Here is an 18641-nt window from a genome sequence, read left to right on the forward strand (position 1 = left end):
AAGTCATGAGTTTTAGGGTGAAGGTTCTAATGGTAAGTGTATCTTTAAGCGCGAGTGTCGCGTCAGCAAATCATTGTGACCCAAAAAATTGGCAAACACTTTTGGATCGTCAACTATCAACTGAAAACCGCTACAATCAATACACCAAAGAATTCAACCAAGCTCTCTCCAGTTATGAATCGCAAACATTGCTCTCTAAACATTTCACGGAAACGCAGATCATCGAGCTTTGGGCAAAGTACGAAGATAGATTTAATGTACAGCTCAATAGTCACATGAATACTGCTTATCGTATCTCTGAAGTATTGTTAAAGCGGGCTTATGTTGTCTCTACCGAGTTGGAAGACGCTCAATCTCTAATACGTTCGTGGCAATCTATGACTAAGCACTGCGAATTGTCAACGTTACCAAGCCAATCAGAGAGTGCATCGTTACATGTGAAAGGCTCACAATCACTGGCTAAAGACATCAATACACTCAGTGAGAAGTTTCGTAAATTGTCTGTAAGATACCGTAACGAAGCAACCATGATCGATAGTGCACGCCACGAAAATGGGCCTATTCAAGAAATATTTAATTAAGACTTCTACGTTTGCTCCTATACGTTCACGCTTAAATATTCAGATAAATAACAAATCAACGCTTTATCAATGAGTTGTAAAACTGTTGTTCTAACTATCAACAATAAAGTTCAATTTACGACCAACGCAAGCGCTTATATGAGATATTCATCACAAAATAGATTTACAAACGCCAGAAAATTGTTATCATGATTCTTCATATAACTTAATAACAAGAAACATTTTGGCTAGGTAATATGCAAAAAACTATGGCTTTCAACTGCTTGAGTAACACGGAAGGAACTGCAGAGGTAAGAGGTAAACTTTTATCTGTCGCTAAACACATGGAAGAGTTCGGTTCAGTAAGTGAGCTAGAGCTATGTAAGATATTTGGAGAAACAATTTGGAATGATGGCGTGGATTATCATTCACATGCTTTTTCATTCAGAATAAATATAAAAACTGGAGATTGTTCAATCTCTAACTTTAAATATCACTAGTTTTGCACCTATTATATACGGAGTACCTTTCACGAGGTGCTCCGTTTTTTATTGCCGCACGTCTTTCAATTCGTAAGCGATCTTTGACAGCAACCACATTGTTCTTTCGAGATTAAACTATTTCGTTTTCAGCTCACCCAAACCGATACATTAATGCCAACCTCTCAGTTTAATCAATGTAAACGGGAAGCGGCGCATTGCCTTTCACTTGTCTTATAGCAAGGTGAGTATGTATGTCTTTTACGTTAGAGAGCCGTTGTAACTTTCGGGTAAACGCTTCGTAAGCCATAAGGTTAGGGCTAACAACTTCCAACAGATAATCATAAGCGCCAGACACCACGTGGCAACTTATCACCTCTTCCATATCTACAATTGCGCCTTCAAACTTATCGATCGACACTTCTTGATGGTTGTTTAAACTCACTTCAACAAACACACTCATCGCAATGCCAACGTGCTCTCGCGACAAGCTCACGCGATAACCGTCAATGATTCCTTTCTCTTCTAGCCTTTTAATGCGCCTTGCGCACGGTGAAGCCGATAAGCCAACCTCATCAGCTAGCTCAGCCGTGGTTAGCCTGCCGTCTTTCTGAAGCAACTCAAGAAGATGTCTATCAATCCTATCCATAGTAAATACCGATCATTGGTTAAATTCATTAACAATTAGGAAAATATTAGCAGAAATCGTCAACCATGACTCAAGTTAGAACAAAACTTGCCAACCTGTGGCACACCAAGTACCCCATAATGAGGCATCATCCACTTTCCTTGTTTATTATGAAGCTTGGCTATCTATCTATTACTGTCACTCTGCTCATCTGGGCGAGCTTTTTCCTTTCTCTTAAAGGCGGCGCAAATTCAGACTTAACACCTGCAGACATAGCACTGACTCGATTCCTCATCCCTGCATTGGTGCTATTACCTTTGGTGTGGAAAGCACGCAGCACGATCGCTGCTGTCCCGAATCGATACTTGGCCGGTATGTTTGTGGGGTGTGGGTTGCCTTATTTACTCGTTGCTGGGACAGCCATGCAGTTTGTTCCGGTATCACATGGCAGTGCTTTGGTTCCGGGAACGCTTCCTCTGTTCGTAACAGGAATCGCGGTACTCCTTTTTAAACAACCGCTTAGCCGACACCGTGTCGTTGGTTTAGGTCTTGTTTTACTCGGGATATTGTTGTTTCTAGGAAATAGCTTAAGCAGCTTCAACTTTGAATACACCAAAGGTCACTTGTTGTTTTTGTGTGGCAGCTTAATGTGGGCAACTTTTACCATCTCAGCACGTGTTGCCAATCTTAATGCGCTTGTGAGTGCGAGTTTCATTTCATTTTGTTCCACTTTGCTGTTGCTGGTTCTTATCCTTACAGGAACCCTCCCTAGCCATTTAATGAGCACACCAATTGCTCAATGGCCAGTCACAGAGCTTGCCGTGCATTCAGCGGTGCAAGGCGTCGGCGCAGGCCTAATAGCGGCATTCACTTATCTCTATGCTGTTAATACATTAGGGGCAGAGCGCTCAGCCGCTTTTGGCAGTGCAACACCCGCCGTTGCAACGTTGTTGGCGATCCCACTGTTCAACGAGATTCCGGATACGATGACTTGGTTAGCGCTTGGTTCCATATGTATCGGCAGCTTGGTCGCGAGCAACATTTTCATGAGAAACGACCAGTCTATGCAGTATCAACCGCCAAGCCATAGCAAAGCCTGATACTGCGTTCCAACCTAAATACAGTTCCCCTAAACATCAATTTTAGGGCTTGTAGTACACAGATAAGCCTACAAACGTAGGCTTATCTAAAATCTCCTTTTTCTGAGCCCGCTTCTCCATTAAACTGTCCGACCTTTTTGCAGATCCAAGAGAACACCATGCAACGCGATTACACTTTAACTTGCTTAAACAACATGCCTCGTGAAGAACTAGAAGAATTTAGTTTAAGAATGATTCATCGCCTTGTCCCTGAAGATGCAATGACGGAACTGTTTACGTTCGAGCAGGAAGAAGTGACCAATGAAGAGCGTATGCAATCAGCGAAGTTTGATGCGATGCTTCGAATGACTGCAATCGCGCTGAGTGAAGTGAATCTTGCGTTTAGTGAGTCGGATAACTCGCAACAAAACATCGAGCGTATGACTCGCCTATTGCTTTGGCACTTCTATGCAATGTCGTTCAACCTTGAGCAAGCGATCAGCCTTGAAACTCACTGTGACAAAGTCGAGAAAATTTTGTTGAAAGCACCGACAGAAGCATTTGGTTGGGTAAAAGAACTAACAGAGTTGCTGCACTTCTATGCTGAAGTAAATGAAGGCAACGAAGACAAAAAAGACGCATAAAGTCCCTTCAACTTAAAAGCATCTCAACTTCTCAACTTAAAAGCTGCTCAACGAGTTGTTCGTTACTCAAGGAACAACTCGCCTATCCCCTAGAACGGTGGTAAGTAGAACGATATCGAAAGAAAATAGAACTAAACCGAAGGCAGTCAGGGCTATACCGAAGGCAAATAGAAACTTTGTTGAAATGAGTTCTCTGCCTTTGTTGTTTCTAACACGCTGTGATGCAACATCAGTATCGACTGAGCGATTTTAGTCCCAATACCCAGCGATCCATTGGGTGCTTCCAACTCGATCTCATTGTGTATAACCACTTTCACCCGTTTTGAATCAGCTTCTAGACCAACATTCATCGATACCACCGTTCCACTTGGACTATGCCTCAATGCATTATCTAACAGATTCAAGATCAATCTCTCAAGCAGAACACTGTCACCTAGAGCCTTAATCCCATCTGGTATTTCGATATTGATCTGAACATTTTTCTGCAAGTATTGGCTTTGTATCGTCTCTAAGCACTCTCCCATCAACACATTGATATCAATCGAAGCATACTGATAGCTCGGCACAGGGTTATCATTTTTGGCGCTATCGAGTAGTGAATGGAGCTGTTCAGACAACTTGTTACCATTACGGTAAGCAACGTCGATCAACGGATCCGATTGCGGATTTTGAATCTTCCACGTTTCTAAATAACCAAGCACACTGGAAAGCGGCGTTTTCAAATCGTGACTGACCTGTAATAAGCTTTGTCTACGATGCGAGGATTGGTATTCAAGCTGCAAGAATTGTTGTTGAATGTGTTTCGCCATCAATTGATAAGAACGTGCGATGGGCACTAATTCTGGTACTTGGTGTGTGAAATTAGGTTCTAACCTAAAGTCTTGTTCAGCTTGTTGTTGCAATTTATTGGTTACCGCCTCTATTGGGTTCAACAAGCTGCGTTTCACTAACAGATACGCACCAATCGCAAAGCCCAAGATAGAAACCAGCACAAGCCCTGCTAGCGCGATATATGGCGTATCAACCTGAGAGTTGGTGATTACAGTATGGCGATTACTGCCAATCACCACATACAAATACCCCACGGTTGAACCTAACTCTTCAATCGCTGCTACAGAAAATACTTTAGCAGAGCCTGAATTGATCGGGTCTTCGCCCAAAATGGGATATGGCTCGTCGTTTAAAAACTGTTGAATAGGCGCTAAATCGATTTGGCTCGATAATTGGGTACCTTCAGGCGCCGCATGTGTAGTGATATTGCCCTGACTATCAAGAAAATAGATGTCGAAATCAGGTCCTATCAACATCAATGTATGGAATATAGATTTGAGTGCTTTGGGGTTGTAGTCGGTACCAATCATGAGAGGATTATCATCACGCATATGAACGGCCAGATCTTTATGTAAGCTCTGCTTGGTTCTTTGTTCTATGGTCTCTTTTTGCCAATGATAAGTGTAGGCGATGACCACACTCACCAACAGAAACCACAAACTTGTGAACAATACTAAACGCGATTTAAAACTCATGTTCTCTCCTCTATGGCTCGTAGGTCTTACTGGCTTTTTAATAAGCTTAGAAAGCGACACATAGACCTATACTTTCGATTCAAACTTGTACCCAACACCCCAAACGGTTTTAATGAAATCGTCATCGCTATTGGGCATGGCAAGCTTGGTTCTTAGACGGTTTACCGTACTACACACAGTGTGGTGGTAGCCAGAGTGATGAGTATTCCAAACATGATCGAGCAACTCGTCTTTGCTATACACACGCCCCGGGCGCGTGGCTAAAAAGTGAAGTAAGGTAAATTCTGTTGCAGTCAACGGGACATCTTGGTTGTTAAGTGAAACCTGATGGCGCTCAGGTTGGATGGTGAGCCCACCAAAACTCATAATCGATTCTATTGTTGAGGTAGACTGGCCGGTTGATTCAACATGGTTTAGACGGCGTAGTACGTTCCTCACGCGAGCTTGAAACTCCAGCACGCTAAATGGTTTAGTGATGTAATCATCGACACCAGCTTCTAAACCCGACACCTTGTCTAGCTCAGCATCTCTTGCCGTTAGCATCAATACAGGTGTCCAGTCTTCTTGCTGACGTAACATTCGACAAAAATCGAGCCCATCTCCATCAGGCAAGCCTCGGTCAAGTACAACCAAATCAAACTGATCATTACTGTACAACGCGTTAGCTTTATCAATTGAGTTGGTTCTTGTTACATCATGACCTTGGAACTTGAGATGCATTTGCACCAGTTCTGCCAAGTCATCATCGTTTTCGACCAACAATATGTTTACCATCAAATTTACCGCAGCACTATTCATGATCCCTGCTCTATTCGGAGTCCGCCTACCTAAGATTGACCGGAACAGAGCAGGAATTCTTTCATTACAGCTTTAACTCAGTTAATCAGCTACTCAGTTCGAGTAATAGTGATTCTTGCGCCTGGGTTAAGGAAGCGATGGTTACCACTTAATGCCGACGTCGTCAGGCCATCATCTTGGCTTATTACGCCTGCATGGAAGCTCACTACGTCAGTGTCATTTCTTGTAGTGTTAAAGCCTTCACCACCACCGGCAGGCCCCGGAATAGTCGCAGCAAGCTCGTCGTTCAGCTCAGTCCCCGAATCCCAAACATTCATGTTCATGACGAAGGTATCACCCACGGCTAATGACTTGAGCGACAAACCGGATTCACCAACAAACGCATCATTAGTGTTCACCAACATTGAAGCGACGGAGAGGTAGTCTTCTTGGTTAGGATCGACACGGATTGAAACAGTGTCGCTTTCACCTGAAAGAATCAAACCATTGCCAGAGATGCCTTGATAAACATTGGCATCACTGTCGCTTAGTGCCAGCAATTGAGCATTGCTGCCACCTTCCGCTAAGTATTCAAGATCGACCGAGGCACTTTGCCCGATTTCAAACAGATTGAAGCTGTTATTGTGAGTCAATACCGCGAGTGGCGACATAGGTTGGTTAGGCGTTAGGTTAATCACGCTCACATCGTATCGATAGTAATCGTCGTCATCGTCAGGACAACCCGCTAATACGGCGACAGATGCAGCGATAAACAAAATTCTAGCTTTCATACATCCCCCTTACTTCACAACAATAGTGATGGTTGCAACAGGGTTTAACCAACGATGGCTGCCGCTATCGAGGTCACTGATTCCGCCCGCAACATCACTATCACCAATGTTACCCGGATGAATATGAACTTTGGCGTTAGACACCGCGGTTTCTACTCCCGTACCACCAGCACCAAAGGTGATGAATGGAGGGTTAGGCATACTGCCTGCCAGTTCATCATTTGCTTCAGTACCCGCGTCATAACCGTTGAGCGTCGCTTTGTAGGTGCCAGCTTGGGTTGGGATCTTCCAGCTGTCTAAACCCACAAAACCATCATTAGTCGGTAATAGCATTGCGCCTAGCGACAGGTAAGCTAAGTTGCCAGTATCAATATCGAATGTCGTTGCAACACCTGGATCAAGAATACCTGTCGCAGGGTCCTCTACCACTACACCACCCGCATTAGCAATTAAGCTAGATAGGCCTGAAATAGCGCCGCCTTCTGCCATAGCTTCTAATTCCGCAGAAGCGGCTTCACCCGTTCGAAACATATATAAGCTTGAATCGTGGGCTGCTGCCAAGATAGGCGTAAAGTAGATCCCTTTCGTTGCGTTGGTGACCGTTACCTCAAGCTCTGCAGCCTGAACCTGAGCCGTTCCGAAGGCCAACATAGCTGAGCTGATCACTAAGCTGATTTGAGTACGTTTATTCATTTTGATTCCATCCTTTATCGAGTCCTATCGTTGCCAGAAAAACGAATAACAACGATATACTCGTTACATCTTCCAGCCACGAACTGTGGTGTTGTTAACTCTAAGAATGGCGATCAAATCTATCAGCAACTTCCTTGAATTCTCATAAAAGTCTCACAAATTTATTATTACCCAGAAAATTAGGCATAAGAAGCTGATATTTAAATAGAACTCTCATTCTAGAAGAGAGAGGTATAGAAGAATTCATGGATGAATAATAGCGCTGACCAAACGTAAAAAGGCCCAATCGATATATCGACTGGGCCTTTCATCTGATGGGCAAAGTTATCTCAGGAAAGCTCTATTCGCCTTCAACTGAGCTAACACCACCTACTTAGAATGCGTAGTTTGCGTCAACAAGTTCGCTTACTTCAACTTTGCTTACTTCTGTGCGAGCTTCAAGCCATTGTGCAACTTGCAGTTGCTCAGCTTCTGTCACTGAACGGTAGCGCTCAATAGAACATAAGAAACCTTCGAATAACTCTAAACCACCGCCACCAAAGCACAGGCCGATGTTGTCGATAAAATCGATAAATTCATCGATGAACACATCGTATTGGTCAAAATCAGCAATCGAAGTCGTGCAGCTTACTTCAAAACCTAGAATAGCGAATTCACCTAGGTATAACTTCTTGCGTAGGCGGCGGTTTTTGTTTTCGATTTTATCTAATTTCATAACTGTCTCTCTTTTCGTTTGATAAAGCATTTATACACAGTTCCTTGCTGATCCCCAAGAGTTTTGTATTACACGAGACGCTTAATGGCAAAAGTCGTGCTACAGAAACAAAACCTTAATCAAAACCATAACAATCTGTCACTTAACTGCTTCACGATTAGTCACACATTGACCCAGGTTATTAACTTATTCGCTGATAGCCGGGTTACTCATGAACAACTAATAATAAATACAGCCAACAGGAAGCAGTAACAATGAGCAAGGAAACATTTAATAGCACTCGTTTCAACAAGAGCAAAAACAAACCCTTCGACGAAGTCCTAGACGCGAACCTTTCAAGAAGAAATGTATTGAAAGGCGGTTTAGGCATCAGTGCTATGACGGCCTTTGGTGCATTTGGGCTTTCTGGGTGCAACTCTTCTAGCCCAAACACTTCTGTAGGTAATGGTTCTGGCGTCTCAAATGCAGTACTGAATTTCGATTCGATCCCAGGCTCACTTACCGACGCAGTTTCCGTTCCACAAGGGTATGTTGCACAAGTTTTAGTTCCATGGGGAACGCCTCTAAACGCGCAAGGCAGTTCATGGAAGGACGACGGAAGTAATACAAGTACAGATCAACTCAACGCGCTTGGTATGCACCACGACGGCATGCACTTTTTCTCGTTAAACGACAGCGATACTGATGGCTTGCTGTGTATTAACCATGAGTATATAGACACTTCAGCACTGCACCCAAGTGGCCCAACGATTGTGGGTGGTGTTCGTACTATCACCGATGAAGTTCGTAAAGAAATTAACGCGCATGGTGTATCTGTCGTTCGAATTCAACTTGAAGACAATATGTGGAAGCTGGTCGATACTGATCCACTCAACCGCCGTTATACTGGTGCAACCGTAATGGATCTCTCAGGTCCTGTTGCGAACACGGAACTAACAGTAACGCGCTTCTCACAAGATGGCAGCCAAGCACGCGGTACATTAAACAATTGCGGTAACGGCTTTACTCCTTGGGGCACTTATCTAACGTGTGAAGAAAACTGGCCGGGGTACTTTGTGAATACTGGCGTTCGTACTGAAGAACAAGACCGTATTGGCATCGATGATAAAAACACACGTTACTTATGGGAAACTTTGGCAGGTAATGCAGAAGAACGTTTGGATGAATTTACTCGCTTTAACGTAGAGCCTACGGGCACAAGCTCAATCGACGATTACCGCAACGAAGCAAATGGTCACGGTTATATTGTTGAAATTGACCCATATACGCAAAATTCTCGTGCCAAAAAGCGTACTGCCCTAGGTCGTTTCCGTCATGAAGGTTGTACGTTTGGTCAGCTTAAAGTGGGGCAACCAGTAGTATTCTACTCTGGTCACGATTCTCGCTTTGAGTACTTATATAAGTTTGAATCAACAGCTAACTGGAACCCAGCAGATGCAAATCCGTCAAACCGCTTGGCAACCGGTGATAAATACATGGATGAAGGTACGCTGTACGTGGCTCGCTTCAACGAAGACAGCACTGGTACTTGGCTGCCGCTAACGTTAGAGAGTACAACTGCTTCTGGGGGTACGCTGGCGGACAACTTTAACTCGTTAGCAGAAATTATCCTAAACACGGCAGGTGCAGCCGACCTTGTTGGAGCCACTCCAATGGATCGTCCGGAGTGGTGTACAGTAGACCCATACACTGGTTCTGTATATCTAACGCTAACCAACAACACTTCTCGCACAGATGAAACAAACGCAGCAAACCCACGTTTGAACAACAAATTTGGTCATGTGATTCGCTGGGATGAGGGGGAAGACGCAACAGACTTTACTTGGGATATCTTTGTCTTCGGTTCGCCAGCCAATGGTGATGCGGACACGAACCGATCAAGCTTAACAGACATGAACCAATTCGCGAGCCCAGACGGTTTGGCGTTTGATGCTCGTGGCATCTTATGGATTCAAACCGATAACGGTGCAGATGAAGTGACCGGCTACACCAATGATCAAATGCTAGCAGTAGTCCCATCAAAGCTAACGGATGAAAGTGGCACTCAAGAAGTCATTAGTGCCGAGAACCAAGCACAACTCAAGCGCTTCTTTGTTGGTCCTAACGGTTGTGAAGTAACAGGCTTTACCATCAGCCCAGACTACAAGTCATTGTTTGTAAACATTCAGCACCCAGGTAACTGGCCATACAGCGCAGACGCAGCGGAAGAGACTCCGCCAGGAATTTCAGTTCGCCCAAGAGCATCTACGGTTGTGATTCGTCGTGAAGACGGCGGTGAAATCGCGGTTTAATAAGCAAATCTAGCTAAGATCAGCAACCTTACTGTTATCTAGTTTCTGTTCGCTAGCTAAGTAAAATCAAAAAGAGCGATAAGGCCAAATGCCCTATCGCTCTTTTTAAATCCTATACGCTTTTTGATTCAACTAATGATCTGCGGCTTCGTAAACTGCTCTTCACCCCAACGTACCTTCCGTCATCCTCGAGAAGGAGGAATGACTGAGTCGAGGAGCTGTACTCGTTATCGCTAACCAGAATTAACTCACGAACAACCACACACCAACGCCCATCATCAGCGTACCTGCGATACGGTTCATCAACTTGACGTTGTCGGCTTTACCCAGCATATGTTTTAGGCTCTTACCACCTGTCGCGTACAAGGTCATGCAGACAAATTCAGAAACCAGAATAATAGACACTAGAATGAACAACTGAGGCGCTAAATCGACATTGCTATTAATGAAAGGAGGCAGTAATGAAATCATGAACGCCCAACCTTTCGGGTTAGCGATTGCCGTCACGAAACCTTGCACCACCAAATCCCAATCATTACTGACTTTGGTTGTTTGATTATCAGTACTGATCGCCAACTTGCCTCTTGAACGCCACATCTGAACACCCAAATAGAACAAGTAGCTTGCACCCACAAACTTAAAGACCGTAAATAGCCACGGGTAGTTAAGCATAATAGAAGCAATACCTAATACCGCGGCAATAGAAACTACAGCGACACCGGCCAGTTCACCAATCATCATCCATAATGTGCGCTTATACCCCACACTCATTCCTAGTGTCAAAGCCAAGGTCATACACATACCAGGCGTGATTGAAACAAAGAAGAACGTGGGAATAAAAGCCCAAAGTAGTGCGCTATCCATATCATTACCTTACTGGCTTAGTGTTATCTGATAACTGAAGTTACCCAAAATTTAAGTACTGTCTGAGAGCGCTGATTATTGAATCAACACACATTAGAGTTCGCTACTGAATTAGGTTTATTTATACCAAGAGCTTTTATAAACAGAACAGTGTTAAAACAAAAAGAGCCACATCACCGTGGCTCTTTTCAATCACCAACCGTAATTACTTACGACGGTTTTTAATTCGTTTCATCATAGTCAAACGACGTTCAGCGCTTGCTTGATCTTGAGGCTCTTCGCTCGCGTTGTTCTTGCGACCCTGACGGTTTTTGTAAGCCGATTTTGTGTTCAACTTCTCGATGTAAGCATCACGTTTCTTCGGTTCATAACCTGGTTGTTCGACACGGCGAATACGTTGTTGGATCAGTGTTTCAACTTGAACAACAGTCAGCTCTTCTTCGCGGTTAACGAAAGAAATCGCATGACCTTGTTTACCAGCACGACCTGTACGGCCAATACGGTGAACGTAATCTTCCGCTAGGAAAGGCATGTCGTAGTTAATTACGTGTGGTAAGTCTTCGATATCAAGACCACGAGCCGCAACGTCGGTTGCTACCATTACGCGCGCTCTGCCTTCTTTAAAGTCATCCAGAGCACGACGACGAGCGCTTTGCGCTTTATCACCGTGACAAAGTACTGCTTTGATGCCGTCTAGCTTAAGCTCTTTTACCACATCATTCGCTGTTTCTTTGTAGTTCACGAATACAAGAACTTGGCGCCAGTTTTTACGGCCAATAAGCTCAGAAAGCAGTTCTGTTTTACGCTCTTGATCTACTGGGTAAACCACGTGACCGACAGTAGCAGCCGTTGAGTTTTCACGCTCAACACTAATACGTTTTGGTTTACGTAAAATATCAACAGACAATTGATTTAACTGAGTAGAAGTGGTTGCCGAGAACATCATGATTTGTGGAGACGTTTCTACATCTAGCATGATCTTACGAACAGCATTGATAAAGCCCATATCAAGGATACGGTCAGCTTCATCGAATACTAGGAATTCTAGGTTAGCAATAGACACGTTACCCGCTTCTAAGTGCTCTTCTAAACGGCCTGGTGTTGCAACCAAAATATCAACACCCAGTTCTAATTGACGAACTTGTGAAGACATCTTGTTACCACCGTAAACCGCAGAAACGCTCAGTTCAGTGTATTTAACGTAGTCTTTAATGTTTTGAGCGATCTGCGCAGCTAGCTCACGAGTTGGCGCAAGAATTAGGCCACGAGCCGTACCACGAGATGCTTTTTTACCGCTATTCAAAAGGCTCTGAATAACAGGCAATGAGAATGCCGCTGTTTTACCCGTACCGGTTTGAGCAGTAGCAAAAATATCATGGCCTTTACGAGCCATTGGAATCGCTTTTTGTTGAATTGGAGTGAGTTTTTCATAACCACACTCAGTCAACGCTTTGACTAATTCAGGAGCAAAACCTTGAGAAGAAAATGACATTGTTACGGGTTCCTTAAGCAGACAGCCTACATTCTTATTTCAGCCGAGCACTATAAAGTAATTAGAGTGATTTATCTCACATTTATCGTGATATAACGCAAACTTTCTCATTTAATCTGGTGTTTACTTCACCATCCGCGAAGCAAACACCAGAATCATCGTATCAAACAGGATAATTGAGCTATTTGATACCACACAGCTTGAGCAAAATCTGTTCGAGCTCAGCCCAAGGCATCTGTTGTGAGTCAATCACTTCAAGTCTAGATTCGAAGCCATCAAGTGTGATTTCATTCACTGATACGACTTGATTCGCCACGTTAAACGCGTAACAACCTTGGTCAGTATTCACCACCGCTTTTACACGCTCAGCCGTTAGATCCGACAACATAGAGAATAGCTCATCAAAATCAAATTTATGCTCTGCGCCAAATAGCCAACCACAACTAAAGTAGCCTTGTCCTTTGTTCTCTTTTCGGATGAAAGCTTCACCGGGAGGAAGTTGGAATTGAGGCTCTTGCTCAGCGTGATCATGATGGTGCGACTCAATGTTAGACGAAGCACTGCCATGTACCCTTTCAATATCTAAGACTTCTAAGGGTACTTCACCGTCATGGATTAACTTATGAAATACCTTTGATGGTGATTGGTTAGTTACCCAGTCATTGAATACATCGATATCTTCAGAATGCACTAAATCGACCTTGGTTCCTAAAATCACATCGGCACTGTCTAGCTGATCATTAAAGTTCTGATTAGACGTGTACTTTTCGTTAGATAGGTTTCTTGGGTCAACCAAGCCTAGCGTCGCTTTTAAATCAACATACGGTGTGTACTGTTCTGAAGTCAGCGTAGCAATAACCTGTTTGGGATGACCAAGCCCTGTCGGCTCAATCAATAAACGATCTGGCTTTTGGCGCAGCAAAGCATTGATGCCTACCGACATAGGGACACCTGCAGTACAACACATGCAACCACCCGGCACTTCTTTAATCAAAGCGCCTTGATCTGTCATCAATGCGCCATCAATGCCGATTTCCCCGAATTCATTAACCAGAACAGCCCAGTTTTCATTCTCAGGTTTGTTTTTTAGTAGGTTCAAAATAGCGGTCGTCTTACCGACACCCAGAAAACCCGTAATTATGTTTGTAGGAACTTTTTTGGTCATATCAGTTCTCCTTTTTCAGGGAGTATATACTCAATCACCGAAAAGTTGACCCCAATCGATTGTTTATACCAATCACAGTAAGTAAGTGATCAGAAATAGCGCAGGAAAAATGCTTGAGAACAAGGCGTAATTTTTTGATAAGTAGTTATTCTACAATAAAAAATTATAACGCAGTTATCGAGCGTTTTAACCAGCTAGGGTGACCAGTTATTTACTACGATTGGTATTACACTGAGATTCATTAATAGAGATATGGCGCAGATATAATCAGAAGAGATAAGAGTAGAGATAAATAGAGGGGAAATAGATAAGTAAATAGAGAGGTAGATGAGAAAGTTGGATGCTCCAAACGAACTAAAGGCGTACTTTATCAGTACGCCTCACCCTCGTTACTCAATCGTGAGTTCGCGAATCAGGAAGCCTTAAATATCGACCTGAACAATTAACGAGGAACTAAAACTTTGTTTCTGAATCCATCCAAATTGTGTGTAAAACCTCACTTCTCCTTGCGGTTTGTTATGTTGCTTTACGATTTAACTATGGTTCATTTTTGGGGATATTCAAGCTGCCCCCAGATATTCGATCAAAATTGTGACAGTGATTCCACTATTGTCCATAGATTCCATTTATGAAATGAGTATATTCCATAAATGAAAATCAACTTTTCATCTTTATTGCTATAGGATATGTATAGGAGGCGTATAATTCAGTACAGCCCTCCTTTAACGACTCAGGAACCTAGCCTCAATGACCAGAAGAGAGAAAATTAAGCAGTCCTTGCTAGCAAAAATGCCAAGGGATGCTATCAATCAATTTCTCTCAAGAGACAAAACACCCGCTTCTGTTCTCTTTCTTTCTTGTATCGTTGGCGTACTTGCTGGTGTTGTTGGTACCTATTTCGAAGTTGCGGTCCATTTCATTTCAGAAACTCGTACTGACTGGTTGAAAGATGAAATCACCAATTTTGTCCCTCTTTGGTTAGCCGCTTTCATTATCAGTGCTGCATTTGCCTTTATTGGATATTTCCTTGTACATCGCTTTGCGCCAGAAGCCGCAGGTTCAGGTATACCTGAAATTGAAGGTGCTATGGACGGAATGCGCCCTGTTCGATGGTGGAGAGTACTACCAGTGAAGTTCTTTGGCGGTATGGGTGCGTTGGGCTCAGGTATGGTGCTAGGCCGTGAAGGGCCGACCGTTCAAATGGGCGGCAGTATCGGTCGTATGGTCACAGATATTTTTCGAGTTAAAGATGATGATACTCGACACTCACTGTTAGCTTCAGGTGCCGCTGGTGGTTTAGCCGCCGCATTCAACGCACCTTTGGCCGGGATCATGTTTGTGGTCGAGGAGATGAGACCACAATTTCGCTACTCCCTGATTTCAATCAAAGCCGTGATCATCTCTGCTATTTCAGCCAATATTGTTTTTCGTTCAATCAACGGCCAATCTGCTGTTATCACCATGCCCCAATATCAACCACCAGAACTGAACTCGCTTTGGCTGTTCTTGTTATTGGGTGTGTTGTTCGGCCTGTTTGGTGTGATTTTCAATAAACTGATTACGCTCTCACAAGACCTGTTTGTCGCAATACACAAAAATGATCGCAAACGCTACTTAATCACTGGCGCCCTGCTGGGTGGTTGCTTTGGCTTGTTGCTGCTTTATATACCGGAATTGACCGGCGGTGGTATTGGTATCATCCCTAACATCACTAACGGAGGTTACAGCGCAAACGTATTATTGCTGATCTTTCTAGGACGAGTCCTCACCACACTACTCTGTTTCGGTTCTGGCGCTCCCGGCGGTATCTTTGCGCCAATGCTCGCACTAGGTACGCTCTTTGGTTACGCCTTTGGGCTTATTGCCGCTGCATTCTTTCCTGAGCTGAATATTGAACCAGGTATGTTTGCAATTGCTGGTATGGGAGCTTTGTTTGCTGCGACTGTTCGAGCACCCATTACAGGCATATTATTGGTTATTGAAATGACCAATAACTACTATCTCATTCTACCGTTGATCATCACTTGCTTAGGGGCAGTTATCATTGCTCAAATGCTAGGCGGTCAGCCGATTTACAGTCAGTTGTTGAATCGTACGCTTAAGAACGAAAAGCTACGACAACAAGATCTTCCTCAGCAAGAGGAAGTACGTTAACTACTTTGAATGTATGGAATTCCTGTAGTACGTCTGTACGAAAAGTGAGTTAATTACAAATAACTCAAAAAAATAAAGCACACTTTCCTCGTGCTTAATGTCCCGATTCCGCATCAAAATCAAAAAAGCAAACGTTAAACTTGCTATCATCCACTCAAAATTATTTGAGTGCTCTTAACATCTATTGATGGCATAACTGAACGCTCTAGCTAGAGCAAACATTCAATAATTAACTCATACACCTTTAGTAACCCGCATTCTATAAATAATTAAGTTGGAGCAAGTCGTTGAATTGGAGAAGATTAACCCAAGTAAAAAATGTGCCGCCATCTCAGGCGTCTTTAGCACTTGGAGTAATTGGATTAGGACAGGCGTGGGCTTTATATGTACCAGGTATTGGTGAAATCACTCGCCCCTACCTCGCTTCGTTGGGCGCTCTATTATTACTTCCTGTTTTACTTCGCTACCTAACGAGTTTTAATACCTTCTTAAATGATATACGTCATCCGTTAAGTGGTAGCTTAATGGCGCCGATGAGCATGGCTTTATTGATTCTGTGTGACTATCTAGCCGAAATCTCTCCAGTCATTGCTTATCCAGTCTGGTTCTGCGCGTTATTGTTGCATTTTACCATGATGGTGTTGTTCTTTAGCTTCCAGATCATCAACTTCAAAATGTCGAACATTGTACCGAGTTGGTTTCTGTATCCGGTGGGGTTAATCAGCAGCTCCTTAGCAGGTACACAATTTGGGCACACCGTTTTTTCAGAAACACTTGCGGCCACTTGTATCGGTATCTATTTTCTCATGCTGCCAGTGGTGTTGTACCGCTTGGTATTCGAAGGAAACCTTCCTCGTCGAGCAAGGCCAACACTGGCCATTATGGCGGCTCCTGTAAACCTGTCTTTAGCCGCTTACTTAGTTAACTTCGACAATCCAGACCCGATTCTGACAGGCGCGTTGGCAGGTATTGCCATCACCATGACACTGTTGATCTATCTGTGTTATATCCGGTTGATGCGTCTGAAATTCCAACCTTCGATTGCAGCCGTCACCTTCCCTTCAGTGATCAGTGCCATAGCTATGCACCGTTTGACTACGTTTTTCGGCGCAGAATACCCACAATGGTATTGGCTGCACAAATTCGGTTTCTTTGAACTAACTATTGCCACCATTTTAGTTATTTGGGTCGCTGGCGGTTACGTGAAAATGTACTGGCCGGAGTTTTTTGATGCTGAATATATGTCTAAAAAGATCAAGCGACTTTAATTTGAAATCAATTGGATCCAGCTTGATTCCATAATGACTTCCTACTTTCCGTATATTTAGACAGTTAACTCAAAAAAAAGCCTCACACTGTGAGGCTTTTGAATAGGCAAGGTTTTAATAGTTCAAGCGAGTGTTAGTAGATCATGCGAGTGCTATATTAGAAATTAGCGTGAGGGCCAAATACTTCGTAGTGCACGCGTGAACGATCAACTTTAAGTACGTCTAGTTGTTCCACGATGTTCTTCATGAAGCCAACAGGACCACAGATGTAGAAGTCGCTCTCTTCAAAGCCGTTAGTATCAGAGATAGACGCTAGATCCATTTGACCTTCATGCGTGTTCTCACATGCAGACTCATCTTTCTTCATGTACCACGTTTTCGCTGCCCAACCTTTGTCGGCAACAATATCTTTAACGCGAGTCGTGAAAGAATGTTGGCCTACGTTTTCACACGCGTGAAGGTAAAGTACAGGTTCGTTTTTCTGTTCATTGTTTAAGAACTCAAGCATAGACTGCATTGGTGTTACGCCAACACCCGCAGAAATCAGCGTTACTGGTTTGCGGCGTTCTTGATACATAAAATCGCCCGCTGGCGCATATAGACTTACTTCATCACCAATAGCGACAGTATCGTGCATGTGGTTAGATACCACACCTTGTGTCTCTTGGCCCTGGCCTTCACGTTTCACAGAGATACGGTATTGCTTGCCGTTTGGCTTGTCAGACAGTGAATATTGACGAATTTCACTGTATTGAGAACCTTCAGGTTTTACTTCAATACCGATGTATTGACCTGGTGTGTAATCAAGAACTTCGCCACCGTCTTTTGGCTCTAAAATAAAGCTTGTAACCAATGCAGACTCTTCGATCTTGTTTGCAATAACAAACGTACGTGCAGCTTCCCAGCCACCCACAGCTTGCTTGCGTTGAAGGTAAAGCTCAGCTTCACGGTCGATGAATACTTGCGCTAAAAATAGGTAAGCGGCAGTCCATGCTTCTTCTACTTCTGGAGTAAAGGCTTCAGTTGCCAATTCGCGCAGTGTTTCAATCAGGTGCAAACCAACAATTTGGTAATGTTCTGGTTGGATGTTAAAGCTTGTGTGTTTCTGTGCAATACGTTCAACCGCAGTGGTTAACGCTGCTAGGTTTTCAATATTCTTAGCATAAGCCGCAATAGCTTCAAACAGTGCCACACCTTGGCGACCTGTTCTTTGGTGAGTCATGTTGAAGATATCTTTCAATTCAGGGTTATGCGCGAACATACGTTGATAGAAGTGTTGAGTTAAAGCAGGGCCTGCGCTTTCTAAAAGAGGAATCGTCGATTTGATGATGTTGATATGTAGATTGTTTAGCATTGATTTACTCCGAACACTTAGTCTTATGACCGTTGATGTCAAATTGACTAGTTTTATTTAAAGGTGACTTTATACCAATTCTTTCTCAATGAGCTCTATGGCTACATTTTGTTATGAGAATTACGTGGACTGATAAATACTCATTAATTGATTCAAATCAA

General features: G+C 43.5%; 17 protein-coding genes. 7 read left to right on the forward strand and 10 right to left on the reverse strand.

What is annotated here, in order from left to right; genetic code table 11:
- The first annotated feature begins 5 nt into the window (after positions 1-5).
- Entirely contained in the window at positions 6-581 is a 576-nt protein-coding gene (locus tag OCV36_RS21040; protein ID WP_167853012.1) for a hypothetical protein, read from the forward strand.
- A 236-nt stretch (positions 582-817) separates the two neighbouring features.
- Positions 818-1060, forward strand: coding sequence for a hypothetical protein (locus OCV36_RS21045; protein WP_017076064.1), 243 nt, complete (start codon positions 818-820; stop codon positions 1058-1060).
- Positions 1061-1229: 169 nt separating this feature from the next.
- On the opposite strand, the gene OCV36_RS21050 is transcribed toward OCV36_RS21045, so the two are convergent.
- Positions 1230-1688 (reverse strand): Lrp/AsnC family transcriptional regulator, encoded by a 459-nt coding sequence (locus OCV36_RS21050; RefSeq protein WP_017076065.1) that lies wholly within the window; start codon positions 1686-1688, stop codon positions 1230-1232.
- 149 nt (positions 1689-1837) lie between these two features.
- Here OCV36_RS21050 and OCV36_RS21055 point away from each other — a divergent pair, with 149 nt between their 5' ends.
- Both OCV36_RS21055 and OCV36_RS21060 read left to right on the forward strand, forming a co-directional pair.
- Complete coding sequence (locus OCV36_RS21055; protein WP_135455366.1) at positions 1838-2767, forward strand: DMT family transporter; 930 nt, start codon at positions 1838-1840, stop codon at positions 2765-2767.
- Between the two features lie 137 nt (positions 2768-2904).
- Positions 2905-3390, forward strand: a complete 486-nt coding sequence (locus OCV36_RS21060; RefSeq protein WP_081279987.1) for an exoribonuclease R — start codon at positions 2905-2907, stop codon at positions 3388-3390.
- Between the two features lie 152 nt (positions 3391-3542).
- On the opposite strand, the gene OCV36_RS21065 is transcribed toward OCV36_RS21060, so the two are convergent.
- From OCV36_RS21065 to OCV36_RS21085, 5 genes are all read right to left on the reverse strand, one after another.
- Positions 3543-4916 (reverse strand): sensor histidine kinase, encoded by a 1374-nt coding sequence (locus tag OCV36_RS21065; RefSeq protein WP_135455147.1) that lies wholly within the window; start codon positions 4914-4916, stop codon positions 3543-3545.
- 66 nt (positions 4917-4982) lie between these two features.
- Entirely contained in the window at positions 4983-5714 is a 732-nt protein-coding gene (locus OCV36_RS21070; RefSeq protein ID WP_135455149.1) for a response regulator transcription factor, read from the reverse strand.
- Between the two features lie 89 nt (positions 5715-5803).
- Positions 5804-6484 (reverse strand): spondin domain-containing protein, encoded by a 681-nt coding sequence (locus OCV36_RS21075; protein WP_135455151.1) that lies wholly within the window; start codon positions 6482-6484, stop codon positions 5804-5806.
- 9 nt (positions 6485-6493) lie between these two features.
- Positions 6494-7177: a spondin domain-containing protein gene (locus tag OCV36_RS21080; RefSeq protein WP_135455153.1), complete on the reverse strand. Its 684-nt coding sequence runs from the start codon at positions 7175-7177 to the stop codon at positions 6494-6496.
- 373 nt (positions 7178-7550) lie between these two features.
- Complete coding sequence (locus OCV36_RS21085; protein WP_135455155.1) at positions 7551-7892, reverse strand: YggL 50S ribosome-binding family protein; 342 nt, start codon at positions 7890-7892, stop codon at positions 7551-7553.
- Positions 7893-8146: 254 nt separating this feature from the next.
- Here OCV36_RS21085 and OCV36_RS21090 point away from each other — a divergent pair, with 254 nt between their 5' ends.
- Positions 8147-10183, forward strand: coding sequence for a PhoX family protein (locus tag OCV36_RS21090; protein WP_135455157.1), 2037 nt, complete (start codon positions 8147-8149; stop codon positions 10181-10183).
- A 243-nt stretch (positions 10184-10426) separates the two neighbouring features.
- Here OCV36_RS21090 and OCV36_RS21095 read toward each other — a convergent pair whose 3' ends face one another.
- The 3 genes from OCV36_RS21095 to OCV36_RS21105 all read right to left on the reverse strand — a co-directional run bounded on the left by OCV36_RS21095 (position 10427) and on the right by OCV36_RS21105 (position 13704).
- A complete protein-coding gene (locus OCV36_RS21095; RefSeq protein WP_017076073.1) occupies positions 10427-11047 on the reverse strand; it encodes a LysE family translocator in 621 nt (206 codons plus the stop codon).
- A gap of 205 nt (positions 11048-11252) precedes the next feature.
- A complete protein-coding gene (locus OCV36_RS21100) occupies positions 11253-12539 on the reverse strand; it encodes a DEAD/DEAH box helicase (protein ID WP_054545580.1) in 1287 nt (428 codons plus the stop codon).
- Positions 12540-12720: 181 nt separating this feature from the next.
- Positions 12721-13704, reverse strand: a complete 984-nt coding sequence (locus OCV36_RS21105) for a CobW family GTP-binding protein (protein WP_135455159.1) — start codon at positions 13702-13704, stop codon at positions 12721-12723.
- Between the two features lie 747 nt (positions 13705-14451).
- Between OCV36_RS21105 and clcA the strand changes: the two genes are divergently transcribed.
- Together clcA and OCV36_RS21115 are read left to right on the forward strand one after the other, a co-directional pair.
- Entirely contained in the window at positions 14452-15858 is a 1407-nt protein-coding gene (gene clcA, locus OCV36_RS21110) for a H(+)/Cl(-) exchange transporter ClcA (protein WP_017076076.1), read from the forward strand.
- 287 nt (positions 15859-16145) lie between these two features.
- Complete coding sequence (locus OCV36_RS21115; protein ID WP_017076077.1) at positions 16146-17126, forward strand: TDT family transporter; 981 nt, start codon at positions 16146-16148, stop codon at positions 17124-17126.
- Between the two features lie 157 nt (positions 17127-17283).
- Here the strand turns inward: OCV36_RS21115 and hmpA are convergent, their stop codons facing one another.
- On the reverse strand, positions 17284-18480 hold the full coding sequence (gene hmpA / locus OCV36_RS21120; protein ID WP_135455161.1) for an NO-inducible flavohemoprotein: 1197 nt from the start codon (positions 18478-18480) through the stop codon (positions 17284-17286).
- Between the last annotated feature and the right edge of the window lie 161 nt (positions 18481-18641).

Origin of the sequence: Vibrio echinoideorum (assembly GCF_024347455.1) — a bacterium.
GTDB classification, from domain to species: domain Bacteria; phylum Pseudomonadota; class Gammaproteobacteria; order Enterobacterales; family Vibrionaceae; genus Vibrio; species Vibrio echinoideorum.

Excerpts from the sequence above, each read along its gene's own strand:
- OCV36_RS21040 (WP_167853012.1), top strand. The coding sequence starts at position 6 with ATGAGTTTTAGGGTGAAGGTTCTAATGGTAAGTGTATCTTTAAGCGCG.
- OCV36_RS21045 (WP_017076064.1), top strand. The coding sequence starts at position 818 with ATGCAAAAAACTATGGCTTTCAACTGCTTGAGTAACACGGAAGGAACT.
- OCV36_RS21050 (WP_017076065.1), bottom strand. The coding sequence starts at position 1,688 with ATGGATAGGATTGATAGACATCTTCTTGAGTTGCTTCAGAAAGACGGC.
- OCV36_RS21055 (WP_135455366.1), top strand. The coding sequence starts at position 1,838 with ATGAAGCTTGGCTATCTATCTATTACTGTCACTCTGCTCATCTGGGCG.
- OCV36_RS21065 (WP_135455147.1), bottom strand. The coding sequence starts at position 4,916 with ATGAGTTTTAAATCGCGTTTAGTATTGTTCACAAGTTTGTGGTTTCTG.
- OCV36_RS21070 (WP_135455149.1), bottom strand. The coding sequence starts at position 5,714 with ATGAATAGTGCTGCGGTAAATTTGATGGTAAACATATTGTTGGTCGAA.
- OCV36_RS21075 (WP_135455151.1), bottom strand. The coding sequence starts at position 6,484 with ATGAAAGCTAGAATTTTGTTTATCGCTGCATCTGTCGCCGTATTAGCG.
- OCV36_RS21080 (WP_135455153.1), bottom strand. The coding sequence starts at position 7,177 with ATGAATAAACGTACTCAAATCAGCTTAGTGATCAGCTCAGCTATGTTG.
- OCV36_RS21085 (WP_135455155.1), bottom strand. The coding sequence starts at position 7,892 with ATGAAATTAGATAAAATCGAAAACAAAAACCGCCGCCTACGCAAGAAG.
- OCV36_RS21090 (WP_135455157.1), top strand. The coding sequence starts at position 8,147 with ATGAGCAAGGAAACATTTAATAGCACTCGTTTCAACAAGAGCAAAAAC.
- OCV36_RS21095 (WP_017076073.1), bottom strand. The coding sequence starts at position 11,047 with ATGGATAGCGCACTACTTTGGGCTTTTATTCCCACGTTCTTCTTTGTT.
- OCV36_RS21100 (WP_054545580.1), bottom strand. The coding sequence starts at position 12,539 with ATGTCATTTTCTTCTCAAGGTTTTGCTCCTGAATTAGTCAAAGCGTTG.
- OCV36_RS21105 (WP_135455159.1), bottom strand. The coding sequence starts at position 13,704 with ATGACCAAAAAAGTTCCTACAAACATAATTACGGGTTTTCTGGGTGTC.
- clcA (WP_017076076.1), top strand. The coding sequence starts at position 14,452 with ATGACCAGAAGAGAGAAAATTAAGCAGTCCTTGCTAGCAAAAATGCCA.
- hmpA (WP_135455161.1), bottom strand. The coding sequence starts at position 18,480 with ATGCTAAACAATCTACATATCAACATCATCAAATCGACGATTCCTCTT.